Below are 22,876 nucleotides of genomic sequence, written 5' to 3'. Positions count from 1 at the left end.
CGGGAGCATGGTTCAGTGATTAACAAAAGGCCGCGGCATATCCTTGGTATTGTCAAAAATTTAACAGAGCCGCGGGTGCCGAGCATGGACGGTGTGTCGGTCAAGCGCGCAACGGCTCGCCTGTCCACCACGGTGATCCTGGACCGGCACGGCTGCATACGGGCCTGCGGCCAGCAGATTGCCGCGCTGGCAGGCATGCCGGTGCAGACGCTGAGCGGCCAGCCCATTAAGTCCATTTTGCCGGCGCTGCCTTTCCAGCCTGACACGCCGGGGTATAACGTTGCCTTTGCCGTTTTCCTCGCCAATACCCGGCAACGCAAGGTATGCGAAATGAGAAAAGGGGCTCACGCGCCTGTCATGGTGGACGTTTTCCTGACCATGCTCGAAACCGAGCCGGACTACCTGTTCAGACTGGACATCCGAAAACACGCTGATCTGTCTGTCTCCTCACCGGATGCCGTGGCGCCGGCCCAGCAGCAGCATATATTTCAGCGCTGCGCATGATGCGGTGCTGGCGCCAACAGTTGAGGCCAGTGCGCTTGCATATTGAGTAAAGCCATTGCAGCAATGGCGCTCTTTCATTACATCCAGGAGACAGCATGTCAGGCAAAGAAGGCATAAGCAACCCGTTCAGCTTCGAAGCACAGTTCAACATGTATGCGCTGCTGGCAAGTGCGACGCTGCAAAGGGCTTCCGAACTGATGCAATTAAACCTCACATTGAGCAGGGAGACGATCAGGGAGTCGTCCGATGTGCAAGTGAGGCTACTCGCAGCAGCAGACGGCAGCCAGTACCGCGCTTTGAGCGCGCTGCTCGCGAAGGGAAATCTCGAACGAGGCATGGGCTATGTCCGCGACGTAGTCGTCATCATGACCAGAACCTATCCTTCCAGTCCGTCGGCCGCCACGACATCGAGCGTCAACGCAGCCAGCAAGGCGGCCTGAGCCGAACACACGCTGATCTATCCCGGCGTACCCGGTCCTGCAGCCGGTACGCCATCCATCATCTCAGACAAAAGGAAAGTTATGAAACGTATTGCATTGATTACGGGCGGCATGGGCGGCCTCGGCGAAGCGGTGTGCGTGAAGATGGCGGCGCTTGGCTACCAGGTGGTGACGACCTACTCGCCGGGCAACACCAATTCCGCCGAATGGTTGTCGAGCATGGAACAGCAGGGCCACAAGTTCTATGCCCATCGATGCGACGTGGCGGACTACGATTCGGCGCAGCGATGCATCGCCCAGATCACCAAGGACCTGGGCCCGGTGGACGTGCTGGTCAACAATGCCGGCATCACCCGTGACATGACCTTCAAGAAGATGGACAAGACGGCATGGGATGCGGTCATCCGCACCAACCTTGATTCGGTGTTCAACATGACCAAGCCGGTGTGCGATGGCATGACCGAGCGCGGCTGGGGCCGCATCATCAACATCTCGTCCGTCAACGGCCAGAAAGGCGCGTTCGGCCAGACCAACTATTCCGCCGCCAAGGCCGGCATGCACGGCTTTACCAAGGCGCTGGCGCTGGAAGTGGCGCGCCGCGGGGTGACGGTCAACACGATCTCGCCGGGTTACATCGGCACCAAGATGGTCATGGCGATTCCGCAGGAAGTGCTCGACACCAAGATCATTCCGCAGATCCCGATGGCGCGCCTGGGCAAGCCGGAAGAAGTGGCGGGCCTGGTGGCCTACCTGGCTTCGGACGAGGCGGCTTTCCTGACCGGCGCCAACATCGCCATCAACGGCGGCCAGCACATGTACTGACGCAGCGATGCGTCGCGGCTGCAATTACAAGTAGAGCTTCCTGTGATTGCAGCCACGTCGCCCGCCAATAAAGACTTACAACAGCAAGCCGTTAACCAGCGCGTAGCGGGTCAGATCCGCATTGTTCTTCAGCTTGAGCTTGTCGCAGATGCGGGTGCGGTAAGTCGCTACCGTGCTCGAGCTCAGCGACAGCGCATCCGCAATCCCCGTTGTGCTTTCTCCGCCGGCCAGCAGTTTCAGCACTTCCAGTTCGCGATCAGACAGCGCGTCATGTTCTGCGACGGCGTCGCCAGCCAGCATGCGCGCGAGCTGATCGGCGATGCCGGCGCTGATGTACTTGCCGCCGGCAGCAGCCTTGCGGACTGCGTTGATCAGCGTCGGACCTGGACTGTTCTTGGGAAGATAGCCCGCCGCGCCGAGTTTCAACGCGCGCAGCGCGTACATTTCTTCGGAATACATGCTGAGGATCAGCACTGCCAGCCGAGGCTTTTCGATACGTAATGTCTTCAGCAATTCAAGGCCATTCTTGTCAGGCATGGCGATGTCCAGCAGCACCACGTCAAAGCGTTCCGAACGCACAAGCTGCAAGGCCTGATCGGCCGATTCGGCCTCATTGGCCACATTGATATCTTTGGCAGAGGCCAGCATGACCCGCAGTCCGTTACGTACAACCGCATGATCGTCTACCAACAACACTTTTATTTCACTATTCGGCATCAATCAGTCCCAATGGTAATGACATTGCAACCAGAGTACCCTGCACAGGCCCTCCGGTGATCTTCAGGTCGGCGCCAAAATAGGCTGCTCTTTCATGCATGCCGAGCACGCCCCAGGATTCCCTGTTGATGAGGCGCTCAGGTGCGATTCCCTTTCCGTTATCTTCGATTTCCACCGCAAGCACATCGTCCAGCCGGCGCACCCTGACCTCGACGCTGGATGCTTCGGCATGGCGCACGACGTTAGTCAGCGCTTCCTGCACCACACGAAACAGCATGGTGCTGCGCTCGGGATCAATTTCCACCGCAAGCGCATTCGCATCGATCATGCATGCGCACTGCAATTCTGTCCGTGCGTCGAGTTGCTTCGCATACCATTGCAGCGCGGGCCAGATGCCAAGGTCGTCAAGAATGCTGGGACGCAGTTCGGTGATGACCCTACGCACGCTTTCGATTGCCGTGTCGGCGAGGTCGACGGCATCGACCAGCAGGCTGTCGGCAGCGACGCCTTCCCGCGCAGCATTCTCGATTGCCACGGATACGTAGGCCTTGATGCAGGCCAACAACCCACCCAGTTCATCGTGGACTTCGCGCGCGATGCGCTTGCGTTCCTCCTCCTTGATTTGCTGCTGGTGCGCGGCAAGGCCACGCAGGGTTTCCCGCGATTCCCGCAGGGCCTGCTCGGCACGCTTGCGACGCGTGATGTCGCGCGCAACCGCCACGATGATCCAGGCATTGTCCCATCGCAGCCGTCGCCGTTCGAGTTCCACCTGTACGCTGGAGCCATCCCGGCGCTGCAGCCAGGTTTCCACGATCCTGGGCTGCTGCAGCGCATCGTCGTCCTGATAAAGCCAGTCGAGCTCCTCAGTGGTGCGACTGCCCATTGCTTCCGGCGTCAGGGCGAGCAGCTCGGACCGGGTGTAGCCCAGCATGCTGCACGCGGTCTGGTTGACGTCAAAGAATGGCCGTCCGCGACGGTCGAACAGGAACACGGCGTCGATCGTGGCGTCCATCGCGCTGCGAAACAGATACAGTTCCTTTTCCCTGCGTACCCGCTGTGTCACATCCTTGCCGATGCCGCGATAGCCGACGAAGCTGCCGGCCGGGTTATACACCGGTTCGCCGCTGATCTGCAGCGATATGGTCTCATCATTGCGACCTCGGTAGGCATATTCGATATCGTGAAAAGGCTGCCGGCTTGCTTGGGCAACGACCAGCCGCTCCTTGTCTGCCTCTTTCCAGGAGGCGCCCTGCGCCTCCCATAGCGTATGGCCCAGCATGGGCGAGAGTGTCGCGCCTGCTTGTGCATCGTCATGGTGGAGCAGGCTGGTAAAGCGCATCTCTTCATCCTGCTCCCAGTACCAGTCGGAGGACAGATTGACCAAGCTGCGGAATCGTCCTTCGCTTTCCGCCAGCGCCTGCTGGGCCAGGTGCTGCTCCGTCACATCGAGGAACGAGCCGATCACCTTGCTCAAGCGCTGCTGCTCAAGCACGGGTTCGCCGCGACCGACGACATAGCGGATTTCCCCGTTGGGTCTCACGATGCGCTTGTTGATGCGGTAAGGCTTGCCCTGATGGAGGGTTTGCTCGACTGCCTGCAGCGCCAGGGCATGATCCTCCGGATGCACGAAGGACATCACCAGTTCCAATGTCATCTGTACCGACTGCGGTATCAGGCCGCAAATGCGGTAGAACTCGTCGGAGCACTGCAATTGGCGAGTGTGGGCGTCGTACTCCCAGCTGCCCAGATGCGAGATGCGTTCTGCGCTGGTCAGGATATGCTGCGCCCTGACCAATGCGGCTTCGGTCTCCCTGCGTTTGTCGACTTCGAACATCATGCGCTCATTCCTGCTCAGCAATTCCGCTGTGCGTTCAAGCAGCATGTTCTCGCGCTCGTTCAGCGTATGCTTGATGTTCTTGCGAAGCTTAACCTCGAGTTCAAGCGCGTGCGCCTTCTGTTCCAGCATTGCAATCCTGCGATGCAGGATATCCTCGTCGACGCAAGGCAGGCAGACATTCTCCAGCGGCCGTACATGGGAATGCAAGGCGCAAATCTCGGTAAACACCCGGCTATCCTCCTGGCTTGGAAAGCCACGCATCGGATAAGCGCATAGCAAAGAAAATTCATGGATTTGCGCGGCCTCATTCCATAATGCTTCCAGTTCCAGCGCGGCATCGCTTAAGCCCTGGCTGCACAACAGCGCCACCATTTCCCCATAAGCCCGCACCCGCCGCATGCCCTGATCGGAGGCGCGCGCCATGATCTCTGCCAGAACGGGCAGGAAAAGCTGCCGGTCCGGCCGTTGGTTTCGCATGAAACGGGCAAGCGTGGTTTCAGCATCCAGGCCGATGTACGCGCCCGCCGGGCGTATGCCAGGTAAGGGGAGCAGCGACGCCAGGCTGTCGGCCAATTGCTGCAAATGCGCGGCGGTCGCAATAACAATGACGCCTTCTCCAGCCTTGATTCCCGAACCGGCAAAGTCCGTAATCTGCTCAAGCAGAAATTGTTCATCGTGATAGAACTGCACGGAGTGGTCGCCACGTGACGCGTGCGCACAGGAATACATCATGAGTCTTCGAATCGCCCCGGAAAGTTGCTGTATAGCCTTATACCTGGCAGGCAGCGGCTTTTGGTTTTACGGAATTGTAGAGCACGCTCCAGACATCGGACGGTTTTTTGCAGTCCTGCTCGTGAATTTATTGCAGCGCTGAACGTTCGAAAGGCATGTACTGCAGGTGGGCTAACGCTGCAATAGGACAAACGGCGTTATGACAGTAACGGCATAAATTAAAGCGTCCCGGCATTGACGCCTTCGATCTTTAAGCCAGGCATGCGATGCACTTGAGATTGCCGAACGGTGAGGCATACAGCTTTGCAATACGCATGCCACCGGCATCGAGCAATGCCCTCATATCGTGTTCCTCGTACAGGCATACGCGGTCATGGATGCCGTGCTTGTTGGCCATGGGCGGCCACAATGCCGCGAAGCGTTCTGCTATGTGCGCAGCGCCGTCATATTGCTGCCCAAGCTCGCTGCGCAGGCCGGATGCGGAAAGATACAGCGTTCCCCCCGGAAGCAAGGCCTGACGAAAAAGTCTGATCACGTCGACCGCATCCGGAAAAGGCAGGTAGTGGATGAAGCGTTGCGCAATGATCAAATCGAACTGGCCAAGGCGCCGATACAACTCGCGATCGCGCAGATCCGCCTGGACGAAATCAATCTGCGTCAGGCCCTCGTCTGCAGCCGCGCGCAGCAGCGCGGCACCGTCGGAATGCAGGTCCACCGCCGTTACCGCAGCACCGGCCCTTGCCATGCGGCGCGCTTGCCCGCCAGCGGCGCAAGCCGCGTCCAGCGCACGCGCCGTGCCGCGCCAGGCTATCAGGCTTCTGATCTGCCTGATGGCGCTGCCATCGAGATAATCCTCGCGCTGGACGGCGACGTCGATACCATGGCCCGACCTGGTCTTCAATGGCTTGTCACCCTGGGCATCGTCCTGGCGCATCTTGTGCCTTGCTCGGAGTTGTAGGAGGCATCATGGCTGGTACCTGCCTGCCATTGCGCGCCGCGATTCTAACAGGCATGATCCCGGTCCCGTTACTGCGCGCAGCGCGAGCCTGCTGCATCAGGCCGATACACAAGACCATGCGCCTGACCCAGCAGGTTGCCGCGGGGCTCGACATATCCGTCGACCGTGGCTTTAAGATTGCGGCAGAGCGCTTCCCGCCCGAAAGGCGGTTTAATGTCGAGGATTAACTTCGACGCAAGGGATGCACACGCGCCACGGTGTCCCAGGCGTCGACCCAACGTTGCGCCTTCTGTTTTTCGGCATCGGTCGTCGCGTGGCTTAGCCGCTCGGCCGCCAGCTTGACTCTCTCTTTGGCGGAAATGTAGCGTTCATGCACGTCGCGGTATCTCATATTCCCTCCTGATGCCAAGTTGGATAGGGTAGATTTAATCGCAAACATCGCTGCCGCGCAATGCCGAAAGCGGGTAGCGCCGGCGGCTTCGGCTGCCGCATGCCTGCCGCTTTGCGGGAAACTTCAGCAGCCGGGCAGAAGAAACCTGGACTCCGCATTCACTGGCCGCCCATGGCGCCGCCGACTGCCCGTTAAAGGAGCAAAAACGGCACGGTGCCCGATACGGAACACAGTTCATCAGTGTCGCTCCAGAAATTGATCATGCATTGCCAGGGGCTGTCCGACGGTGCGGTTGCAATGATAGGCATTGGCTGTTGCGGGGAAGGCCTGGCACAGGAAAGGATTGCTCTCATATCGATTCCGTGCCAGGACAATTCTGCGTAGAAAAATCACCATCACGCCCAACCGCAATGCCAATTGCAATTTTGCATTTCCGCCATCCGAGCGACATCTGCTTTTCGCCGGCATCAGACCGGATCATTCACGCCGCCAGGCCGCAACGTGCTGCCGTTTCATTCAAGCTGAACCTGCAGCATGCATGAATTGAATTTGCCCCCTACTGAGTTTTAATCGTTTGAATTGGTCTGGCGGATAGACGACGATCTCCTCTGTCGTTCATACAACATAGCGAGGAGCACAAATCATGTTATTAAAAGACCGCATTGCCATCATTACCGGCGGCGCCGGCCTGAATGGCCTGGGCTTCGCCACGGCGCGCATGCTGGCGGCGCATGGCGCGACGGTGGCGATCCTGGACCTGGAATCGGCCAATCCCGCCGGGGCGGCAGCCGAGCTTGGCCCTGGCCATATCGGCCTGGTTGCCAATGTAACGAGCAAGGCGCAATGCGACGCGGCTGCCGAAGCCGTGCTGAAGCGCTATGGCCGCATCGATATCCTGTTCAACAATGCCGGCATCACCCAGCCGCGCAAGACGCTGGACATTTCCGCTGCGGACTACGATATGGTGCTGGATGTCAGCCTGCGCGGCACGCTGCTGATGTCCCAGGCGGTACTGCCGTCCATGCAGCGACAGCAGAGCGGCAGCATCGTCTGCACTTCCTCGGTTTCCGCCCAGCGCGGCGGAGGCATACTGGGTGGCCCGCATTATTCGGCGGCCAAGGCAGGCGTGCTGGGTCTTGCACGTGCAATGGCACGCGAGTTTGGCAGCGACGGCATCCGCGTCAACTGCATCACGCCAGGCCTGATCGCCACGGACATCATCCGCGGCAAGCTGACCGAAGAGCGCAAAGGCGAGATCGCGGAGCAGATACCGCTGGCACGCCTGGGCAGGGCGGACGATATCGCCGGCGCGGTCGTGTTTCTGGCCAGCGATCTGTCCAGCTACTGCACCGGCGTCACCCTTGATGTGAATGGCGGCATGCTGATCCATTAATCTCTTGCCGATCGGGCTTGCACTGCGAGTGTGCGGCACTGGCAGTGCAAGCCCGCGTTTCAGGATATGGCCAGTCCACACAATCAGCCGCGTGTGGCGACGCCCGACATGCCAACCTTCCCTGACGCCTCGATGCGGCTCCCTGACAGCGTTCCGGTGGCCTTGTCCTCGCTCATCCACGAATTGATCCACTGAAGCACTGTCTGCACGGTCTGCAGATTCTCCTTGTTCTTCGGCACCGCCAGGTAGTGCGCCTTGAACGGCAGGCCCCGGTCGCCGAAAGGAAGCACCAGCCGGCCCTGTTGCAGATAATCCCGAACAAGCACGGTACTTTCCACGCACATTCCCAAGCCATTCTCGGCAGCGCTGAGCGTCATGAAGGCGCGATCCAGCCGCAGGCCACGAACAACATTCGTACAGCCCGGCGCATAGTGATTGATCCACTCGTCCCAAGAGGTAAGGGACACATCATTCTGGATCAGATAAAAGTCTTCGATCTGACGCGGATCCAGCGGCAGTTTGTGTCCTTCCACCAGGCCCGGGCTGCATACCGGCACGTAACGTTCGTCGGCAGCGATCGGCGCCGCCCTGATCCCGGCCGACGCCTGCGGCCGACCATAGGTGATGGCGATATCTGCGCCGCTGCCTGCAAAGTCGGGTGGCGCATGCACCGCCCAGAGCCGCAGGTCGATGCCGGGATGGGAAAGCAGAAATTCGGGCAACCGGGGCATGATCCAGATGGCGGCGAAGCTGGGCGCACACTGGATAGTGACGACCTGCGGCTTGTCGCTGCGATCAAGGATCGCGCGCATTTCCTCATCGATATCGCTGAAGGAGCGGCGGATGACGGCATACAGGCGCGCACCTGCTTCGGTAGGCATCACGCCGCGCTTGACCCGCTCAAACAGAAGCGTGCCCAGTACTTCCTCCAGCGCCTGAATCGAGTGACTGACCGCGGAAGCCGTGATCGACAGCTCCTTTGCCGCTTCGGCAAAGGACTTGTGCATATAGGCTGCCTCGAATGCCTGCAGGCTCTTGATCGACGCCTTGCGCAGGGCAATGTATCGCTGAACTGATTTCATCTATCGGTAAGAATTCATCGCTATACGGCTATGGCCGGGGTTTATACACTCGATTCCGAAGAGTGCATGTTGCCGATTGCTTGCTCTTCCTCATAAACCCTATCGGAGACAAATCAAGTGATGCAAGAGAACCCTATCACATCCCTGCGAAGTGCCGCTTACCGCATTCGCCGCTATGCCCTGCAGATGGGAGCGGTGCAAGGGCAGGGCTATATCGGGCAGGCGCTCGGCATGGCCGACATTCTGGCGGTTGCCTATCGCCATGCACTGAGCTATCGCGCCGATGATCCGCAATGGGAAGGGCGCGACCGCTTCCTGCTGTCCCATGGTCACTATGCGATTGCCCTTTATGCCGCCCTGCTGGAAGCAGGCATTCTGCCGGAAACGGAACTGGAGACCTACGGCAGCGACGACAGCAGGCTGCCGATGTCAGGCATGGCGACCTACACGCCGGGCATGGAAATGTCGGGTGGCTCGCTGGGCCAGGGCCTGATCATCGCAGTCGGCATGGCTCTGGGCCTGCGGCAGAAGAATAATCCGGCCTTTGTCTACAACTCGATGTCGGATGGCGAGCTGGACGAAGGTTCCACTTGGGAAGCGGCACTGTCGGCCAGCCATTTCGGCCTCGGCAACATCATCAACCTGGTCGACATCAATAACCAGCAGGCCGATGGACCCTCGGGAAAGATGCTGGGCTTCGAGCCGCTGGCGGAAAAATGGACATCGTTCGGCTGGTTCGTTCAACGCGTCGACGGCAATGACCTGGCGGCCGTGCGCAAGGCGTTCGACACCGCGCGCAATCATTCCAAAGCCCAGCCGCGCGTGATCCTGTTCGACACCCTGATGGGCAAGGGCGTGCCTTTTCTCGAGCAGCGCGACAAGAACCACTTCATCCGCGTGGATGCCGAGGAATGGCAGCAAGCCATCGATTTTCTTGATAACGACTACCAGCGAGACAATAAATGAACACCGTGAATGCAGCCAAGCCGAAGCTGAAGACTTCGGCAATGATCGCCTCGATTGCGTCGGAAGGACAACGCACCAGGAATGCGCCGTTCGGCAACGCGCTGGTGGAACTGGCCAGGCAACGGGCCGACATCGTCGGCATGACCGCCGACCTCGGCAAATATACTGATCTGCATATCTTCGCGCAGGCCTACCCCGAGCGCTTCTTTCAGATGGGGATGGCCGAACAGCTGTTGATGGGAGCGGCCGGCGGCCTGGCCAAGGAAGGCTTTGTGCCGTTCGCCACGACTTATGCGGTGTTCGCATCGCGCCGGGCTTACGATTTCATTCATCAGGTCATTGCCGAAGAAAACCTGAATGTCAAGATCGCCTGTGCATTGCCCGGTTTGACCACCGGCTACGGCCCCAGCCATACCGCGACCGAAGACATCGCCATCTTCCGTGGCGTACCGAATCTGACGATCGTCGACCCCTGCGACGCCCTGGACATCGAGCAAGCGGTGCCTGCCATCGCCGCGCATCAGGGGCCGGTGTACATGCGACTGCTGCGCGGCCGCGTGCCGCTGGTGCTGGATGAATACGACTACCGCTTTACCCTGGGCAAGGCGAAAGTGCTGCGCGACGGCCGCGACGTACTGATCATTTCAAGCGGCATCATGACCATGCGCGCGCTGGAAACGGCGGATGCCCTGCGCAAGGACGGCGTCGACGTGGCGGTGCTGCATAGCCCCACCATCAAGCCGCTGGATGAGGAAACAATCATCCGCGAAGCATCGCGCAGCGGACGGCTGGTGGTCGTCGCCGAAAACCATTCCGTGATCGGCGGTTTGGGAGAGGCCGTGGCCGGTGCGCTGCTTCGCGCCGGCGTGGCGCCTGCCTTCCGTCAGATCGCACTGCCTGACGCCTTCCTGGATGCGGGCGCGTTGCCGACACTCCATGACCGGTATGGCATCTCCACCGATGCGATGGCGGCCAGTATCAAGGGCTGGCTCTAAGCATAGACAAGACAATAGCGTGGACATATGCCGGCAGCGCTCGTGCCCGGCATGTCGACCCCGCAACCATAACCAGATCAGCCCGGTGTCAGGCCGACGCGGCTAGTAGAGCGCGTATCGGCCGCCGCATGACCGGCCTGCCCGTGCCGCGTCCCCAAGACGCTGCCTGCGCATCGCTTTGCCTGAAGCCGCCTCATTTGCCTGCGGCCCGGGCATGCGGGACCAATGACGTCCGGACCGTGCAATCGAAACGAAGGAGACTGTAATGAAACCCGACACCACCGCAAGCCTTGTAGCCGATGGCGCTATGCCCGCTGCCGCAGGCAGCGACTTCGAAACCCGCACCTATGCCAAGGTGGCGCGCCGCCTGATCCCGTTCCTGATGCTGTGCTATCTGGGCGCCTACCTGGACCGGGTCAATGTCGGCTTTGCCAAGCTGCAGATGCTCAACGACCTGAAATGGAGCGACACCATTTATGGACTTGGCGCCGGCATCTTCTTTCTCGGCTATTTCCTGTTCGAGGTGCCGAGCAACCTGATTCTGCACAAGTACGGCGCGCGCCGCTGGCTGGCGCGCATCATGCTGACATGGGCGGTGATATCCGCCTGTTTTGCCTTCGTATCGACGCCAACCACCTTCTACATCATGCGCTTTCTGCTCGGAGCGGCGGAAGCGGGGTTTGCGCCGGGCGTCATCCTGTACATCACCTACTGGTTCCCCAGCAAGCGGCGCGCGAAGATGCTGTCGATCTTCTTCATGGCGATTCCGCTGGCAAACATCGTCGGCGGGCCGCTGTCAGGCTGGATACTGCAGGCCTTTGCCGACGTGCAGGGATTTCGCGGCTGGCAGTGGCTGTTCATGCTGGAAGCGATTCCGTCGCTGCTGCTCGGGATTGCCATCCTGTTCTATCTGGACGACAGCATCGCTGCGGCCAAATGGCTGACGCCCGAGGAAAAGAAGCTGTTGCAGGAAAATATTGCCGAGGACGACACCGGCAAGGTGGCGCACCATTCGGTCGCCTCGTTTCTCAGCGACCGGCGCGTGTGGCTGCTGTCGGCCATCTATTTCTGCGTGGTGATGGGCCAATACGGCATCACCTTCTGGCTGCCGACCATCGTCAAGAATTCCGGCGTCAGCAGCGTCGTGCTGGTGGGCCTGCTGTCGGCGATTCCCTATCTTTGCGCGCTGATTGCCTTGCCCTTCATTGGCATGAGCTCGGACCGGACCAAGGCAAGGCGGCTGCATTGCGCCCTCCCGATGGTGGTGGCCGCCGCGGCGCTGTTCGCCTTGCCGCTCACCAGCGGCGTAGGCACCGCGCTGGCGCTGCTGAGCTTCGCGGCGGTGGGCAGCATCGCCTCCAGCTCACAGTTCTGGGCCTTGCCGACCGCATTCCTCGGCGGCATGACTGCGGCTGCCGGCATCGCCACCATTAATTGCATCGCCAACCTGGCCGGCTTCGTGTCGCCATCGGTGGTCGGCTGGCTCAATGACTTCACCGGCAAGCAGGGCGCCGGGCTGATGTTCACCTCCTCGGCGCTATTGATCGGCGCCGTGCTGGTGCTGTTGTTGCCGGCCAGGACCGTCAATCGCTGATGCGCAGCGCAAGCGCCTTGCTGTCCTGACGCTGGCCGGCTTTTCATCCCTGCGGGGGCGGAAGGCCGGTCCGCTGCTTCATGCCGGGAACCATTGGGTGGCGAACGCGCCGGCGGACGACATCCAACCCGGCGGAAAAGGCGCTGCTAGGACGAGTGCGCAATAGTCCCGTATGCTGATGGGCCACCTTGAAGGAAACCGATATGGCCAGCACAATCGAAGACTATGCATTGCTGGGCGACTGCAGAAGCGCAGCGCTGGTATCACGGGAAGGATCGATCGACTGGCTCTGCCTGCCGCGCTTCGACTCGGCAAGCCCGTTCGCGACATTGCTGGGCAAGCAGGAGAATGGCCACTGGCAGATTGCGCCTGACGAAGCGGTTGAGGTCAGCCGCGCCTACCGGGAGGGCACCATGGTGCTCGAGACCCGCTTCCGCACCCGGCATGGCGCTGCCACCCTGATCGATTTCATGCCGATGGACACGCCCCGTCCCGGGGTGGTGCGGATTGTCGAAGGCATTGAAGGCGAGGTCAGTTTCCTGATGCGCCTGATCATGCGCTTCGACTATGGCCATGTCGTGCCGTGGGTTGAACGCAAGGACGCGACGACGCTGACCGCCGTGGCGGGACCGGACATGCTGGTGCTGCGCACCCATGCGCCATTGACGGGCGTGGATCAGCGTACGGAAAGCCGCTTCATGGTCAAGGCCGGGCAGCGCGTTGCCTTTGGCCTGTTCCATCAGGCTTCCCATCTGCCGGTAGTGGGGCCGGTCGATCCCGAGAAAGCGCTGCGTTTCACAGAATCGTGGTGGCGGGAATTTTCGAAACGCTGTCCGGGACAGGGCCCTTACAGCGAGCAGGTCAGGCGTTCGCTGCTGACGATGAAGGCGCTCACGTATCGGCCGACCGGCGGCATTGTGGCCGCAGTGACGACCTCGCTTCCCGAATGGCCGGGTGGAGAGCGCAACTGGGACTACCGCTTTTGCTGGCTGCGCGACGCCACGATGACGCTGATGGCTTTCATGAAACTGGGCTATTACGAGGAAGCGCTGGCATGGCGCAACTGGCTGATGCGCTCCATCGCCGGGAATCCCGAGCAGATGCAGATCATGTACGGCGTCAGCGGCGAGCGCCGGCTTCCCGAGCTGACGTTGCCATGGCTGGCTGGTTATGCCGGCTCCCGCCCGGTACGCATCGGCAATGCGGCCGCCGCTCAGCGCCAGCTCGATATTTACGGCGAAGTCGCCGATGCAATGACGCAGGCGCTACGTGGCGGCATTCCCACCCACCCTCGCGGGCTCGCGCTGTCACGGCACATCATCCGCTTTCTGGAATCCGGTTGGCGCGAACCGGATCATGGCATATGGGAAGTGCGGGGCGAACCGCGGCATTATGTGCATTCGAAGGTCATGGCCTGGGCTGCGTTCAGCCGTTTTGCTTCCTGGTTTTCCGAAAGCCACAAGGATGCGGCAGGCCGCGCGCTGGCGCAACACTGCCGCCTGCTGGCCGGCGAGATCCACGCGCAGGTATGCCAGGCGGGCTTCAACGACAGCCTGGGCTGCTTCGTGCAGCATTACGGCGCCGATCAGGTCGACGCCAGCCTGCTGCATATCGTGCTGACCGGCTTCCTGCCGCCCGACGACAGCCGGGTGCGCGCCACGGTGGCCCGTATCGAGAAGGACTTGATGCGCAACGGCTTGCTGCAGCGCTATATCAGTGGCTGTGGGACTGACCAGCTGCCGCCGGGGGAGGGAAGCTTCCTGATCTGCTCGTTCTGGCTGGTCGATGCCTGGCTGCTGATGGGGCGGCGAAAGGAGGCGCGGGCATTGTATGAGCGCTTGCTGGGCTTATGTAACGATGTGGGCCTGCTGGCCGAGCAGTATGATCCGGTCGCAGGCCGCATGCTCGGCAATTTTCCGCAGGCGTTCAGCCACATCGGTATCGTCAACTCCGCGATGAACCTGGAACAGGCCGGCGACAGCGCGCCCGGGCCGGCACGGGCCAATACCGGCAAGTCATGAAGCGAAAGCCTGATTCCTGAGGCAGAGTCAGCCCGGCCATCGGCGTTTGCTTCACGTTCCTGTTTCATGCATGCCGGCAGGCGGTCGGCTCTCATTGAGGCGCTCTGTCCGACAAGGGAAGATCGAAGTCAATGCTTCTCGATCTCGGTCGCCCCCATGTCTGCCAGCGCCGCATGGGCCAGCTGCGACTTCCTGCCGGAACTGACGCTGACCACGATCACCGCGCCGCCAGGCGGCACCGGCTCTGCATAGTCGCGCTCCTCGCTTTTGCCCGATGCATTGAACAGGCGGTCGAAGAAATGTCCGATGCCATGCAGAAGGCTGCCGGGGGCGGTGTCATCATGGAAACGCCTTGTGCGCAGGCCATAGCCCTTCAACGCAATACTGTCTTGCGGAATGCCATCCGCCACGAGCAGGCGCATCGCCACTTCGGCATCTTTCGGATCGCGAAACCGGCCCACCAGAATTTGTTGCATCGTCGTCTCCAGGCTTGGATGGAACAGCAATAGGGTAGGTGCATGGTAAGAGCCACTGCTGCGGCAGGCCATCAGACAACTGGACAAGGCATGTAGGAATTTCGGGTCGGCCTGTGTCGGCTATTGCCGGCATCGGGAAAGAGAGCCGCCGGGCAACGCTGGCATGTTGCATTGCCGAGCTATCCTGGCCCCGATTGCTGCAGCATCTCTTTGCAGATTGCGCAGAGGGGATGGCAGGACAGGCGCGTTGCCCGGCCATGAAGACCGCTCAGGCATTGGAAGAAAGAAACTTCCGCCTGGCATCAGGTCGATTACGTCACACCGGATGGCTTACTTCTGACAATCCGCCTGCGACACCAGTTCACGCTCCGGATCGCCAGCGAGCGAACGCTTCGGCGCCACGGAGCCGGTCGCTCCTACCAGCGATCCCGGGTTTTGTGAGCGTGCCCGAACTCACTGTTCTCGATGCTTCTGACCATGCGCATCTGCGGGTAGTAGGGCGTGTTCTCCGGCACCCTCCGTTTCAGGTGCCGCGGGCTGGTCAGCGTGCCTGGCGACCAACGCCGCAAGCAGGTCGCGGCGGAGCGGCTTTTCCATTACGCCCAGCAGCCGAATGCCACAGGCTTCCGCCATGGTGGCAAAGGACGCCAGCAGCGAGCGGTCATGCGAGCTCGACAGGATGAACGAAGGATGACGATGCCTGCCGAGATGGCGGACCAGTTCCATGCCATCGATGTCGGGCATGTCGAGGTCGCTGATGACGATGTCGAAGCGGCTTTCAGGCTCGCCTATCAGCTTCAGCGCCGCCTGCCCATCGACGGCTTCCGCAATGCGGCTTGCGCCGAGTTGTGACAGCAGCATGCGCAAGGTATGACGCTGGAAGGCATGGTCGTCGACAATCAGGAACGACAGGCTTGCCGCCTCCGGCAGGGCAGCCGCAGCCTGCGGCAGCGCCGTTTGCAAGGCGGCTCCAGCCTGTTCAAGGCAGGCGTTTAGCCGCGCCTGTTCCGCATCGAACAGGGGCAGCGCAGCGGCAACCGCCGCAGCATTCTCGTTGCGGCCGGCGTGTGCGATTGTGCGACATGCACCGGCAAAAGCAGAGGCGCCAATCATCATGTTCGCGCCCGCCATGCGGTGCGCGCTGCGCGCCACCAGTGCCATGTCCTGCGCCGCCATCGCCTTGCGCAAGGCCGTGGCATCGTCGTCATTGGTGATGCGCAGTTGTTCCAGAAGCTGGCACTCGACTGCAATGTCGCCGTCGCTCAGTTGGCGCAATTTGTCGATGTCGATCGGTGACCCGGGGTGCGCCCCGGCCAGCTTATGGTCCGGGAACCAGAGTTCAAGGACCTCTTTCAATCGCTCCAGGCTGACCGGCTTGGCCAGGTAATCATCCATGCCGCAGGCCAGGCAGGCATCGGCGGCCTCATCGTATGCGTTAGCGGTGCAGGCGATCAGTGGCGTACGCGCGCGGCCACTGGCTTCTTCTTCAGCCCGTATGGCGCGTGTCAAGGCATAGCCGTCCATGCCAGGCATATTGCAGTCGGTCAGAATCAGTGCGACGCCGCCTGTGCGCCATATCTCCAGGGCCGGCTCGCCGCCGGCTACCGACGCCACGGCGTAGCCAAGCTGTTTGACCTGTTTTTCCAGCACGACCCGGTTGATCGGATGGTCGTCGACGATCAGGACTGGCACAACCGTTGCGCCTTTTTCCCGAGCAGTGGCAATCGGCGCCGGCACGGGGCCTGGCCGACTGTCCTTGAACGCATGACTGGCCGGCAAATCTTCGGCGGTCCCGATGGACAGGGCGAGCAAGACACTGACGGTAGTGCCGATGCCGGGAGCGCTTTCCAGTTCAATGCTGCCGCCCATGATTTCCGCCAGACGCCGGCAGATCGATAGGCCCAGCCCGGTTCCGCCCGCAGATCGTGCCGCCGGGTCCCTCGCCTGGACGAAGGGGTCGAACAGATGCGCCTGGTCTTGCGGCGTAATGCCGACGCCGGTGTCCTGCACCGACAGGCGCACGGTCTCGATGCCCGCACTGCGACCGATGAATTCGGCGGCCAGCGTAACGCTGCCCTGCCTGGTGAATTTGATGGCGTTGCTCAGGAGATTGGACAGAATCTGCCGCAGCAGCAGCGGATCGGCCAGCACCACCGGCGAGATATCCGGGTCGATGCGACAGCGCAGGCTGATGCCCTTGCCGGCCGCATAGCCGACATTGAGCTGGCAAAGGTCTTCCAGCTTGCGCCGCAGGGAAACCGGTCCGGGAATGACTTCCACCTTGCCAGCCTCGATCTTGGAGAAGTCGAGGATGTCATTCAACAGGCGCAGCAGGGATTCGCTGGACCGGCGGGCAATGGCCAGGTTTTGCCGCTGCTCGGGGTCGAGGCCGCTGTGCTGAAGCAATTCCAGCGTGCCGATCACGCCATTCATTGGCGTGCGGATTTCATGGCTCATCGTGGCAAGGAACACGCTTTTTGCCGTATTGGCATTTTCGGCTGCTTCCTTGGCCTCCTGCAGTGCGCGCTTGAGCGCTACCTGGTCGGTGATGTCATATACATAACCATGCGACAGCAGCGAGCAGTCCGCCTGTTCCTGTATGGTCGCCTGGTGCAACACCCAGGTGACATCACCCTGGCTATTCCTGACCCGGTATTCGTGGCGGAATTCGCCGCGCGCGGCGCGCGCCTTTTCCAGCGCGGCGAGATAGCCGGGGCGGTCTTCCGGGACAAGGGCGTCGATCCAGGCCGAAGGCTGGAACGCACTGGCATGCTGCTGTCCCGTTATGCGGTACACGCCTGCACTCAGGAACAGCAGGGTCTCCTTTCCGTCGGCTTCGATTTTCGCCTGGTACAGCACGCCCGGCAGGCTGTCGGCCAGCACCTGCAGTTGTTGCTCGGCCTGTTGCCTGGCATGCGCCTGGCGGCGGGAATAGGCATAGCCGATCAGGATGATCAGGGAGCTGACGACGCTGATTGCCAGCAGCGTGTTCAGTTCATTGCGATAGGTCCGTGCCGCCTGCGTGGTGCGTGCCTCGAGCAGGCGCTGCTCATTGGCTTTCATTTCGCCCGCCAGCGCCTGTATGGCTTCGGTTTCCCGCTTGCCGCCCGAAAGGAAGGTGGGATAGAGGGCTCCGGTCAGACCTTCCCGACGGCGCAATTGCTCGGTTGCCTGCATGTAGGCGTAACGCTTCTGCAAGCGGTCACGTATTTCGCGAATGCGGCGCAGCTGCAGCGGGTTGTCGGCAGTCAGGCCTTCGATCGCTGCGATGTCGGCTTGAATCAACGTCAAGGTGCTATCGCGCTGCCGGATAAAGTTGTCATCGCCGGAAAGAAGATAGAGCAACTGCGCAACGCCCAGTCGGCTGATGCCTTCGTTCATCTCGTGCAGCTTTTCCAGCACTGCCTGGGTATGCGCAACCCATCGGGCCGATGTCGTCCGGCTGGTGTCGGCTTGGTGCACCATGAAGACCATGAGCGTAATCGCCAGCGCTGCGAGGGCCATGCCCAGGCGCGGAAAGACTCGGAAAACAGACATGATTTATGGAGCTTGCATCAAACGGGAAATTTTGCTGCCGGGGCGCTTCAGAACATCCACCGGAAGATGTCGATGCACAGGAATCCAACAGAAGCCGTATTGTTCCATGTCTTGATGAGCGCTGCGGAAAGTTATGCAGCGCCTGATGGAAAAGCGTATTTTTCACGGCGCAGCGTCTCATTCCATCTACATCCATTAGACTTAAGGTTTTATATAAATGATGACTATTGGTTTAATAGCTTCGGTCACGGGATCATGGCGCTGCGCCTGCTTTCCGTAATGGCGTTCCCCTCGGGGCGACGTGCGACTTTGCCAGGTGTGTCACGGCATGCGAGACGATAACTCCCTGGCTATCTTGATAAGCTGCTCGATATAGCGCTCGCTGTAGCGATGTGCAGGCATTGTCAGTGTGAGCGCTCCGGCCATTTGCCCGTCCTGCCGGAACACTGGGGCAGAGATGCCGGCCACCTCCGCCAGCCGGTCGCCTCTGGTTGCGCAAAAGCCCTGCTCGACAATTTGGCGATAGATTCCCGCCTCTTCAACGGGCGCTTGTTCCAGCAGTTCCCGGTCGAACGCGACCAGTACACGGCCCCCGGCGCCGCGATAAAGCGGAAGCACGTCGCCGGCACGCACATGGTCACGGACCGGATGGGGCGAGTCGACCCGATACAGGCAAAGGCGCGCATTGCCCTGGCGGACATGATATGCAGCACTTTCGCCAGTCTGCCTGACGAGTTCCTGCAGCGCCGGCAGCACGATGTTCTCAAGAGAAAACGAGGCGGCATAGATCCCATACAGGCGGGCGACCTCGCTGCCCAATGCATATCTGCCATCAGGCAGCTTCTGGATCAGGCGCGCATGCTCGAGCGAAGCGATCGCGCGTAGCACAGTGCTTTTGTAGAGCTGGGTGCGCTCGGCCAGATCGCCCAGTCCCAGCGCGCGGTCGCCTGGACGAAATGCCGCAAGAAGGGAAATGGCCTTGTCCACGGCGGCTGCGCCGCCGGGTGCTGCATTGACATCTGCAATCGATTCGGTCTGGGCTTTACGAGGCATTGGATGTTCGCTCCATGGAAAAACTTGACACTTGAAGCAAGCGCCTGCAAACTATTTCTAAAGTTAGAACAGCATTCTAACAGACAGAACTACCGCTGCAACTTACTTATCTTCGCTGCTCGGCGCCGCTGACTCAAGAGTCGTATGGCAAGCAGCTTCCACTAGGCATGAAGCGCTTGTCCCGACAAGCCACCGGAGGAGTTCAACAATGCATTCATCGTTAAATACGGCGCCTGACGTTCTGATCAGCGAAGTCGGGCCGCGTGACGGGCTGCAGTCCGTCAAGGCCACCATGCCAACCGCGGACAAGAAGCGCTGGATCAGCGCCTTGCACGAAGCGGGGCTGCGTGAAATCGAAGTCGCGTCGTTCGTGCCGGCGAAACTGCTGCCGCAAATGGCGGATGCCGACGACATCGTTGCTCATGCGCTGACCTTGCCTGGCCTGACCGTGATGGCCCTGGTGCCCAATCTGCGCGGCGCCGAGGCGGCGCTGGCGGCAGGCGTGCACAAGATGACCATTCCTGTGTCGGCCAGCGAGGCGCATTCGCTGGCAAATGTGCGCAAGACGCGGGAACAAATGATCGGCACCGTGCGGGAGATCGTCGCGCTGCGTGACCGTGTTGCCCCCACCGTAAAGATCGAGGCCGGTATTTCCACCGCCTTCGGCTGCACGATACAGGGCCTGGTGGCGGAGGACGATGTGATCCGCATGGCGGCGCAGTGCGCCGCGGCCGGCGTGGACGACTGCGGCCTGTCGGACACGACCGGCTACGCCAATCCTGCGCAGGTGCGTCGCCTGTTCCGTCGTTTGCGCGCAGAGATCGGCGCCAGGGCCGGTGCGGCGCATATGCACAATACCCGCGGCCTCGGACTGGCGAACTGCCTTGCGGCCTATGACGAAGGCGTGCGCGTCTTCGATGCATCGCAGGGCGGCCTGGGCGGCTGTCCCTATGCGCCCGGCGCGTCAGGCAACGTGGTGACCGAGGACCTGGTGTTCATGTTCGAAGCCATGGGGGTTTCCACCGGCATCGATATCGACCGCCTGGTTGCGGCACGCGAAGCGCTGAAGGCCGGCCTGCCGGGCGAGCCCCTCTATGGCATGACGCCGGAAGCCGGTCTGCCCAAAGGTTTTCAACAAGGAGTGCCGCATGGCAGCTGAACATCTTCCCTACAAGGGCATCCGCGTCGTTGAATTCACCCACATGGTGATGGGGCCGACTTGCGGCATGGTGCTTGCGGATCTGGGCGCGGAAGTCATCAAGGTCGAGCCCACTGGCGGCGACAACACCCGCAAGCTGCTCGGCTCCGGCGCGGGTTTCTTCCCCATGTTCAACCGCAACAAGAAAAGCATCGCCGTCGATTTGCAAACGCCTGAGGGACGGGAACTGGTGCTGAAGCTGATCGCCACTGCCGATGTCGTCAGCGAGAACTTCAAGCCCGGGACGATGAAGAAGCTGGGGCTGGACTATGCCAGCCTTTCCGCCCGCAACGAAAGGCTGATTTATGTCAGCCACAAGGGTTTCCTGCCTGGCCCTTATGACCATCGCACTGCGCTGGATGAGGTGGTGCAGATGATGGGCGGCCTGGCGTACATGACGGGACGGCCGGGCGATCCGCTGCGTGCCGGCACCAGCGTCAATGACATCATGGGCGGCGTATTCGGCGCTCTCGGCGTGATGGCTGCCCTGGCGGAACGCGGCCAGACCGGCCGGGGCCAGGAAGTGCAGAGCGCCCTGTACGAGAACAATGTGTTTCTGGTCGCGCAGCACATGATGCAGTACGCGGTGACGGGCAAGCCGGCCGCACCCATGCCCAGCCGCATTTCCGCCTGGGCCGTCTATGACGTGTTCAATGTGAAAAACAACGAACAGATCTTTCTGGCGGTGGTCAGCGATACGCAGTGGGCCATCTTTTGCGATGCATTCGGCCTGTCCGACCTGAAGTCCGACCAGCGCCTGATGAGCAATAACGACAGGGTGCTCGCGCGCGACTGGATGATGCCCCTGCTGCGCGCCGAGATGGCGCGCTATAGCGCAGCTGAACTGTCGGCAGCATTCGAAAGGCATGGCTTGCCGTTTGCGCCGATTACCAGGCCGCACGATCTGCTCGACGATCCGCATCTGAAGCAGACCGGCGGACTGGCGCCGATCACGCTGCCGGATGGCCGTGAAACCCTCACTGCCTTGCTGCCTTTCACGCTGGGAGGGGAACGGCCCGGCATCCGGCTCAACCCACCCAGGCTTGGCGAACATAGCGCCGAATTATTGCGTGAACTCGGTTACGACGAGCCCGCGATCCACGCCATGCAGGCGCAACAGATCATCCGATAAAAAACCAAGGAGACACCCAATGCATTCCCGCCGCATTTTCATTCTGACCGCCCTCGCCAGCACCATGGGCTTCGCTGCCAGCGCGAGTTTCGCGCAGAACGGCGACTGGCCCAACCAGCCGATCCGTTTCCTCGTGCCTTATACCCCCGGCGGCGGCACGGACACGGTCACGCGCCATATCGCGGAAAAAATGACAGGCAATACCAAATGGACCTTCCTCGTCGATAACAAGCCGGGCGCCAATGGCAACATCGGCATGGACGCTGTGGCGAAATCCAGACCTGACGGTTACACGATCGGCATGGGGCAGACCGCCAACCTCGCCATCAACCCCGCGCTGATTCCCAAGATGCCGTTCAACGTGAGCAAGGATTTCGTGCCGGTTGCCCTGGTTGCAGAACTGCCGACGGTGATGGTAGTGCGGTCCGACTCCCCGTGGAAATCGCTGGCCGATGCCGTCAAGGCGGCCAAGGCCAAGCCCGGCGAGGTCAAGCAGGCGCTTGCCGGAAATGGCACGGTGGGCCACCTGGCCGGAGAAATGCTGAGCCGCCGTGCCGGCATGCAGGTGCTGAACATTCCATATAAAGGCGCTGCGCCGGCCATCACCGATCTGATCGGCGGCCAGACCGACTACATGTTCGCCACGCCCCAGTCGGTTGCCGGCATGATCAAGGGCGGCAAGTTGCGCGCTCTCGCGGTCACCTCGCAAAAGCGCCTGTCGTTCCTGCCCGATGTGCCGACGGTTGCCGAATCCGGCTACAAGGACTTCGTCGCCATGGACTGGAAGGCCATCGTGGCGCCGGCCGGAACGCCCGCCGACATCGTGCAGCGCCTGAACGCGGAAGTCACCAAGGCGCTTGCGCAGCCGGCGTTGATGGCGACGCTGGAGGCCGAAGGCAGCGTTCCAATGACCGGCACCCCGGAGCAGGCGGCCAGGTTCATCAAAGCCGAACAGGACAAATGGGGCAGCCTGATCCGCGAAGCCGGCATCAAGCCGGATTGAAACGGACTAGGAAAAGACAGGCAAA

Annotated in this window: 21 protein-coding genes; 13 read left to right on the top strand and 8 right to left on the bottom strand. The window is 61.2% G+C overall.

All coding sequences use genetic code 11. The features are described 5' to 3' along the window. The first annotated feature begins 84 nt into the window (after positions 1–84). The 3 genes from ABC383_RS24640 (at position 85) to phbB (ending at position 1,766) form a co-directional block, all read left to right on the top strand. Positions 85–504 carry a hypothetical protein gene (locus tag ABC383_RS24640; protein ID WP_413018143.1) on the top strand — a complete coding sequence of 140 codons (420 nt, stop codon included), beginning with the start codon at positions 85–87 and terminating at the stop codon, positions 502–504. Between the two features lie 95 nt (positions 505–599). Next, a complete protein-coding gene (locus ABC383_RS24635; protein WP_413018141.1) occupies positions 600–944 on the top strand; it encodes a phasin family protein in 345 nt (114 codons plus the stop codon). Positions 945–1,025: 81 nt separating this feature from the next. Next, the gene (phbB, locus tag ABC383_RS24630) at positions 1,026–1,766 is read left to right on the top strand and encodes an acetoacetyl-CoA reductase (protein WP_413018139.1); all 741 of its coding nucleotides are present in this window, start codon (positions 1,026–1,028) and stop codon (positions 1,764–1,766) included. Between the two features lie 75 nt (positions 1,767–1,841). On the opposite strand, the gene ABC383_RS24625 is transcribed toward phbB, so the two are convergent. From ABC383_RS24625 to ABC383_RS24615, 3 genes are all read right to left on the bottom strand, one after another. Then, positions 1,842–2,483: a response regulator gene (locus tag ABC383_RS24625; protein WP_413018138.1), complete on the bottom strand. Its 642-nt coding sequence runs from the start codon at positions 2,481–2,483 to the stop codon at positions 1,842–1,844. Then, the gene (locus ABC383_RS24620; protein WP_413018136.1) at positions 2,473–5,052 is read right to left on the bottom strand and encodes a PAS domain S-box protein; all 2,580 of its coding nucleotides are present in this window, start codon (positions 5,050–5,052) and stop codon (positions 2,473–2,475) included. Before ABC383_RS24620 ends, ABC383_RS24625 begins: the two co-directional genes overlap by 11 nt. 250 nt (positions 5,053–5,302) lie before the next feature. Further along, complete coding sequence (locus tag ABC383_RS24615) at positions 5,303–5,986, bottom strand: class I SAM-dependent methyltransferase (RefSeq protein WP_413018134.1); 684 nt, start codon at positions 5,984–5,986, stop codon at positions 5,303–5,305. 32 nt (positions 5,987–6,018) lie between these two features. On the opposite strand from ABC383_RS24615, the gene ABC383_RS24610 reads away from it, so the two are divergent. Next, positions 6,019–6,237: a hypothetical protein gene (locus tag ABC383_RS24610; protein ID WP_413018132.1), complete on the top strand. Its 219-nt coding sequence runs from the start codon at positions 6,019–6,021 to the stop codon at positions 6,235–6,237. Here the strand turns inward: ABC383_RS24610 and ABC383_RS24605 are convergent. Then, positions 6,234–6,401 carry a hypothetical protein gene (locus ABC383_RS24605; RefSeq protein ID WP_413018130.1) on the bottom strand — a complete coding sequence of 56 codons (168 nt, stop codon included), beginning with the start codon at positions 6,399–6,401 and terminating at the stop codon, positions 6,234–6,236. The genes ABC383_RS24610 and ABC383_RS24605 overlap by 4 nt on opposite strands. A 643-nt stretch (positions 6,402–7,044) precedes the next feature. Between ABC383_RS24605 and ABC383_RS24600 the strand changes: the two genes are divergently transcribed. Beyond that, a complete protein-coding gene (locus ABC383_RS24600; RefSeq protein WP_413018128.1) occupies positions 7,045–7,794 on the top strand; it encodes an SDR family NAD(P)-dependent oxidoreductase in 750 nt (249 codons plus the stop codon). An 83-nt stretch (positions 7,795–7,877) separates the two neighbouring features. On the opposite strand, the gene ABC383_RS24595 is transcribed toward ABC383_RS24600, so the two are convergent. Then, on the bottom strand, positions 7,878–8,876 hold the full coding sequence (locus tag ABC383_RS24595; RefSeq protein ID WP_413018126.1) for a LysR substrate-binding domain-containing protein: 999 nt from the start codon (positions 8,874–8,876) through the stop codon (positions 7,878–7,880). A gap of 120 nt (positions 8,877–8,996) precedes the next feature. Between ABC383_RS24595 and ABC383_RS24590 the strand changes: the two genes are divergently transcribed. From ABC383_RS24590 to ABC383_RS24575, 4 genes are all read left to right on the top strand, one after another. Further along, positions 8,997–9,842, top strand: a complete 846-nt coding sequence (locus tag ABC383_RS24590; RefSeq protein WP_413018125.1) for a transketolase — start codon at positions 8,997–8,999, stop codon at positions 9,840–9,842. After that, positions 9,839–10,837, top strand: a complete 999-nt coding sequence (locus tag ABC383_RS24585) for a transketolase family protein (RefSeq protein ID WP_413018123.1) — start codon at positions 9,839–9,841, stop codon at positions 10,835–10,837. Before ABC383_RS24590 ends, ABC383_RS24585 begins: the two co-directional genes overlap by 4 nt. A gap of 265 nt (positions 10,838–11,102) precedes the next feature. Next, complete coding sequence (locus ABC383_RS24580; protein ID WP_413018121.1) at positions 11,103–12,431, top strand: MFS transporter; 1,329 nt, start codon at positions 11,103–11,105, stop codon at positions 12,429–12,431. A gap of 203 nt (positions 12,432–12,634) precedes the next feature. Further along, positions 12,635–14,452 (top strand): glycoside hydrolase family 15 protein, encoded by a 1,818-nt coding sequence (locus ABC383_RS24575; protein ID WP_413018119.1) that lies wholly within the window; start codon positions 12,635–12,637, stop codon positions 14,450–14,452. A gap of 128 nt (positions 14,453–14,580) precedes the next feature. On the opposite strand, the gene ABC383_RS24570 is transcribed toward ABC383_RS24575, so the two are convergent. Both ABC383_RS24570 and ABC383_RS24565 read right to left on the bottom strand, forming a co-directional pair. After that, positions 14,581–14,928: a hypothetical protein gene (locus ABC383_RS24570; RefSeq protein ID WP_413018117.1), complete on the bottom strand. Its 348-nt coding sequence runs from the start codon at positions 14,926–14,928 to the stop codon at positions 14,581–14,583. Between the two features lie 453 nt (positions 14,929–15,381). After that, positions 15,382–18,309 (bottom strand): response regulator, encoded by a 2,928-nt coding sequence (locus ABC383_RS24565; RefSeq protein ID WP_413018488.1) that lies wholly within the window; start codon positions 18,307–18,309, stop codon positions 15,382–15,384. Here ABC383_RS24565 and ABC383_RS24560 point away from each other — a divergent pair. Next, positions 18,205–18,807, top strand: a complete 603-nt coding sequence (locus ABC383_RS24560) for a hypothetical protein (protein WP_413018511.1) — start codon at positions 18,205–18,207, stop codon at positions 18,805–18,807. The two genes, ABC383_RS24565 and ABC383_RS24560, sit on opposite strands and share 105 nt — an antisense overlap. Here ABC383_RS24560 and ABC383_RS24555 read toward each other — a convergent pair. Then, positions 18,787–19,518 (bottom strand): IclR family transcriptional regulator, encoded by a 732-nt coding sequence (locus tag ABC383_RS24555; RefSeq protein ID WP_413018115.1) that lies wholly within the window; start codon positions 19,516–19,518, stop codon positions 18,787–18,789. The two genes, ABC383_RS24560 and ABC383_RS24555, sit on opposite strands and share 21 nt — an antisense overlap. Before the next feature lie 208 nt (positions 19,519–19,726). Here ABC383_RS24555 and ABC383_RS24550 point away from each other — a divergent pair, with 208 nt between their 5' ends. From ABC383_RS24550 to ABC383_RS24540, 3 genes are read left to right on the top strand one after another with little or no spacing between them, the layout of a single operon-like run. Next, complete coding sequence (locus ABC383_RS24550; RefSeq protein ID WP_413018113.1) at positions 19,727–20,677, top strand: hydroxymethylglutaryl-CoA lyase; 951 nt, start codon at positions 19,727–19,729, stop codon at positions 20,675–20,677. Further along, complete coding sequence (locus ABC383_RS24545) at positions 20,667–21,848, top strand: CaiB/BaiF CoA transferase family protein (protein ID WP_413018111.1); 1,182 nt, start codon at positions 20,667–20,669, stop codon at positions 21,846–21,848. The genes ABC383_RS24550 and ABC383_RS24545 overlap by 11 nt, the downstream gene beginning before the upstream one ends. 19 nt (positions 21,849–21,867) lie before the next feature. Then, positions 21,868–22,851: a Bug family tripartite tricarboxylate transporter substrate binding protein gene (locus tag ABC383_RS24540; RefSeq protein ID WP_413018109.1), complete on the top strand. Its 984-nt coding sequence runs from the start codon at positions 21,868–21,870 to the stop codon at positions 22,849–22,851. Positions 22,852–22,876: the final 25 nt, after the last annotated feature.

Origin of the sequence: Noviherbaspirillum phoenicis (assembly GCF_047237965.1) — a bacterium.
Taxonomy (GTDB): Bacteria; Pseudomonadota; Gammaproteobacteria; order Burkholderiales; family Burkholderiaceae_D; genus Noviherbaspirillum_A.
Note: the sequence above shows the minus strand (reverse complement) of the source record. Positions and strands in the feature narration are given on the sequence as shown.

Coding starts and splice junctions, on each gene's coding strand:
- ABC383_RS24555 (WP_413018115.1), bottom strand. CDS start 19,518: ATGCCTCGTAAAGCCCAGACCGAATCGATTGCAGATGTCAATGCAGCA.
- ABC383_RS24605 (WP_413018130.1), bottom strand. CDS start 6,401: ATGAGATACCGCGACGTGCATGAACGCTACATTTCCGCCAAAGAGAGA.
- ABC383_RS24595 (WP_413018126.1), bottom strand. CDS start 8,876: ATGAAATCAGTTCAGCGATACATTGCCCTGCGCAAGGCGTCGATCAAG.
- ABC383_RS24550 (WP_413018113.1), top strand. CDS start 19,727: ATGCATTCATCGTTAAATACGGCGCCTGACGTTCTGATCAGCGAAGTC.
- ABC383_RS24580 (WP_413018121.1), top strand. CDS start 11,103: ATGAAACCCGACACCACCGCAAGCCTTGTAGCCGATGGCGCTATGCCC.
- ABC383_RS24640 (WP_413018143.1), top strand. CDS start 85: ATGGACGGTGTGTCGGTCAAGCGCGCAACGGCTCGCCTGTCCACCACG.
- ABC383_RS24590 (WP_413018125.1), top strand. CDS start 8,997: ATGCAAGAGAACCCTATCACATCCCTGCGAAGTGCCGCTTACCGCATT.
- ABC383_RS24565 (WP_413018488.1), bottom strand. CDS start 18,309: ATGAACGAAGGCATCAGCCGACTGGGCGTTGCGCAGTTGCTCTATCTT.
- ABC383_RS24575 (WP_413018119.1), top strand. CDS start 12,635: ATGGCCAGCACAATCGAAGACTATGCATTGCTGGGCGACTGCAGAAGC.
- ABC383_RS24615 (WP_413018134.1), bottom strand. CDS start 5,986: ATGCGCCAGGACGATGCCCAGGGTGACAAGCCATTGAAGACCAGGTCG.
- ABC383_RS24635 (WP_413018141.1), top strand. CDS start 600: ATGTCAGGCAAAGAAGGCATAAGCAACCCGTTCAGCTTCGAAGCACAG.
- ABC383_RS24545 (WP_413018111.1), top strand. CDS start 20,667: ATGGCAGCTGAACATCTTCCCTACAAGGGCATCCGCGTCGTTGAATTC.
- ABC383_RS24540 (WP_413018109.1), top strand. CDS start 21,868: ATGCATTCCCGCCGCATTTTCATTCTGACCGCCCTCGCCAGCACCATG.
- ABC383_RS24620 (WP_413018136.1), bottom strand. CDS start 5,052: ATGATGTATTCCTGTGCGCACGCGTCACGTGGCGACCACTCCGTGCAG.
- ABC383_RS24625 (WP_413018138.1), bottom strand. CDS start 2,483: ATGCCGAATAGTGAAATAAAAGTGTTGTTGGTAGACGATCATGCGGTT.
- ABC383_RS24610 (WP_413018132.1), top strand. CDS start 6,019: ATGGCTGGTACCTGCCTGCCATTGCGCGCCGCGATTCTAACAGGCATG.
- phbB (WP_413018139.1), top strand. CDS start 1,026: ATGAAACGTATTGCATTGATTACGGGCGGCATGGGCGGCCTCGGCGAA.
- ABC383_RS24600 (WP_413018128.1), top strand. CDS start 7,045: ATGTTATTAAAAGACCGCATTGCCATCATTACCGGCGGCGCCGGCCTG.
- ABC383_RS24585 (WP_413018123.1), top strand. CDS start 9,839: ATGAACACCGTGAATGCAGCCAAGCCGAAGCTGAAGACTTCGGCAATG.
- ABC383_RS24570 (WP_413018117.1), bottom strand. CDS start 14,928: ATGCAACAAATTCTGGTGGGCCGGTTTCGCGATCCGAAAGATGCCGAA.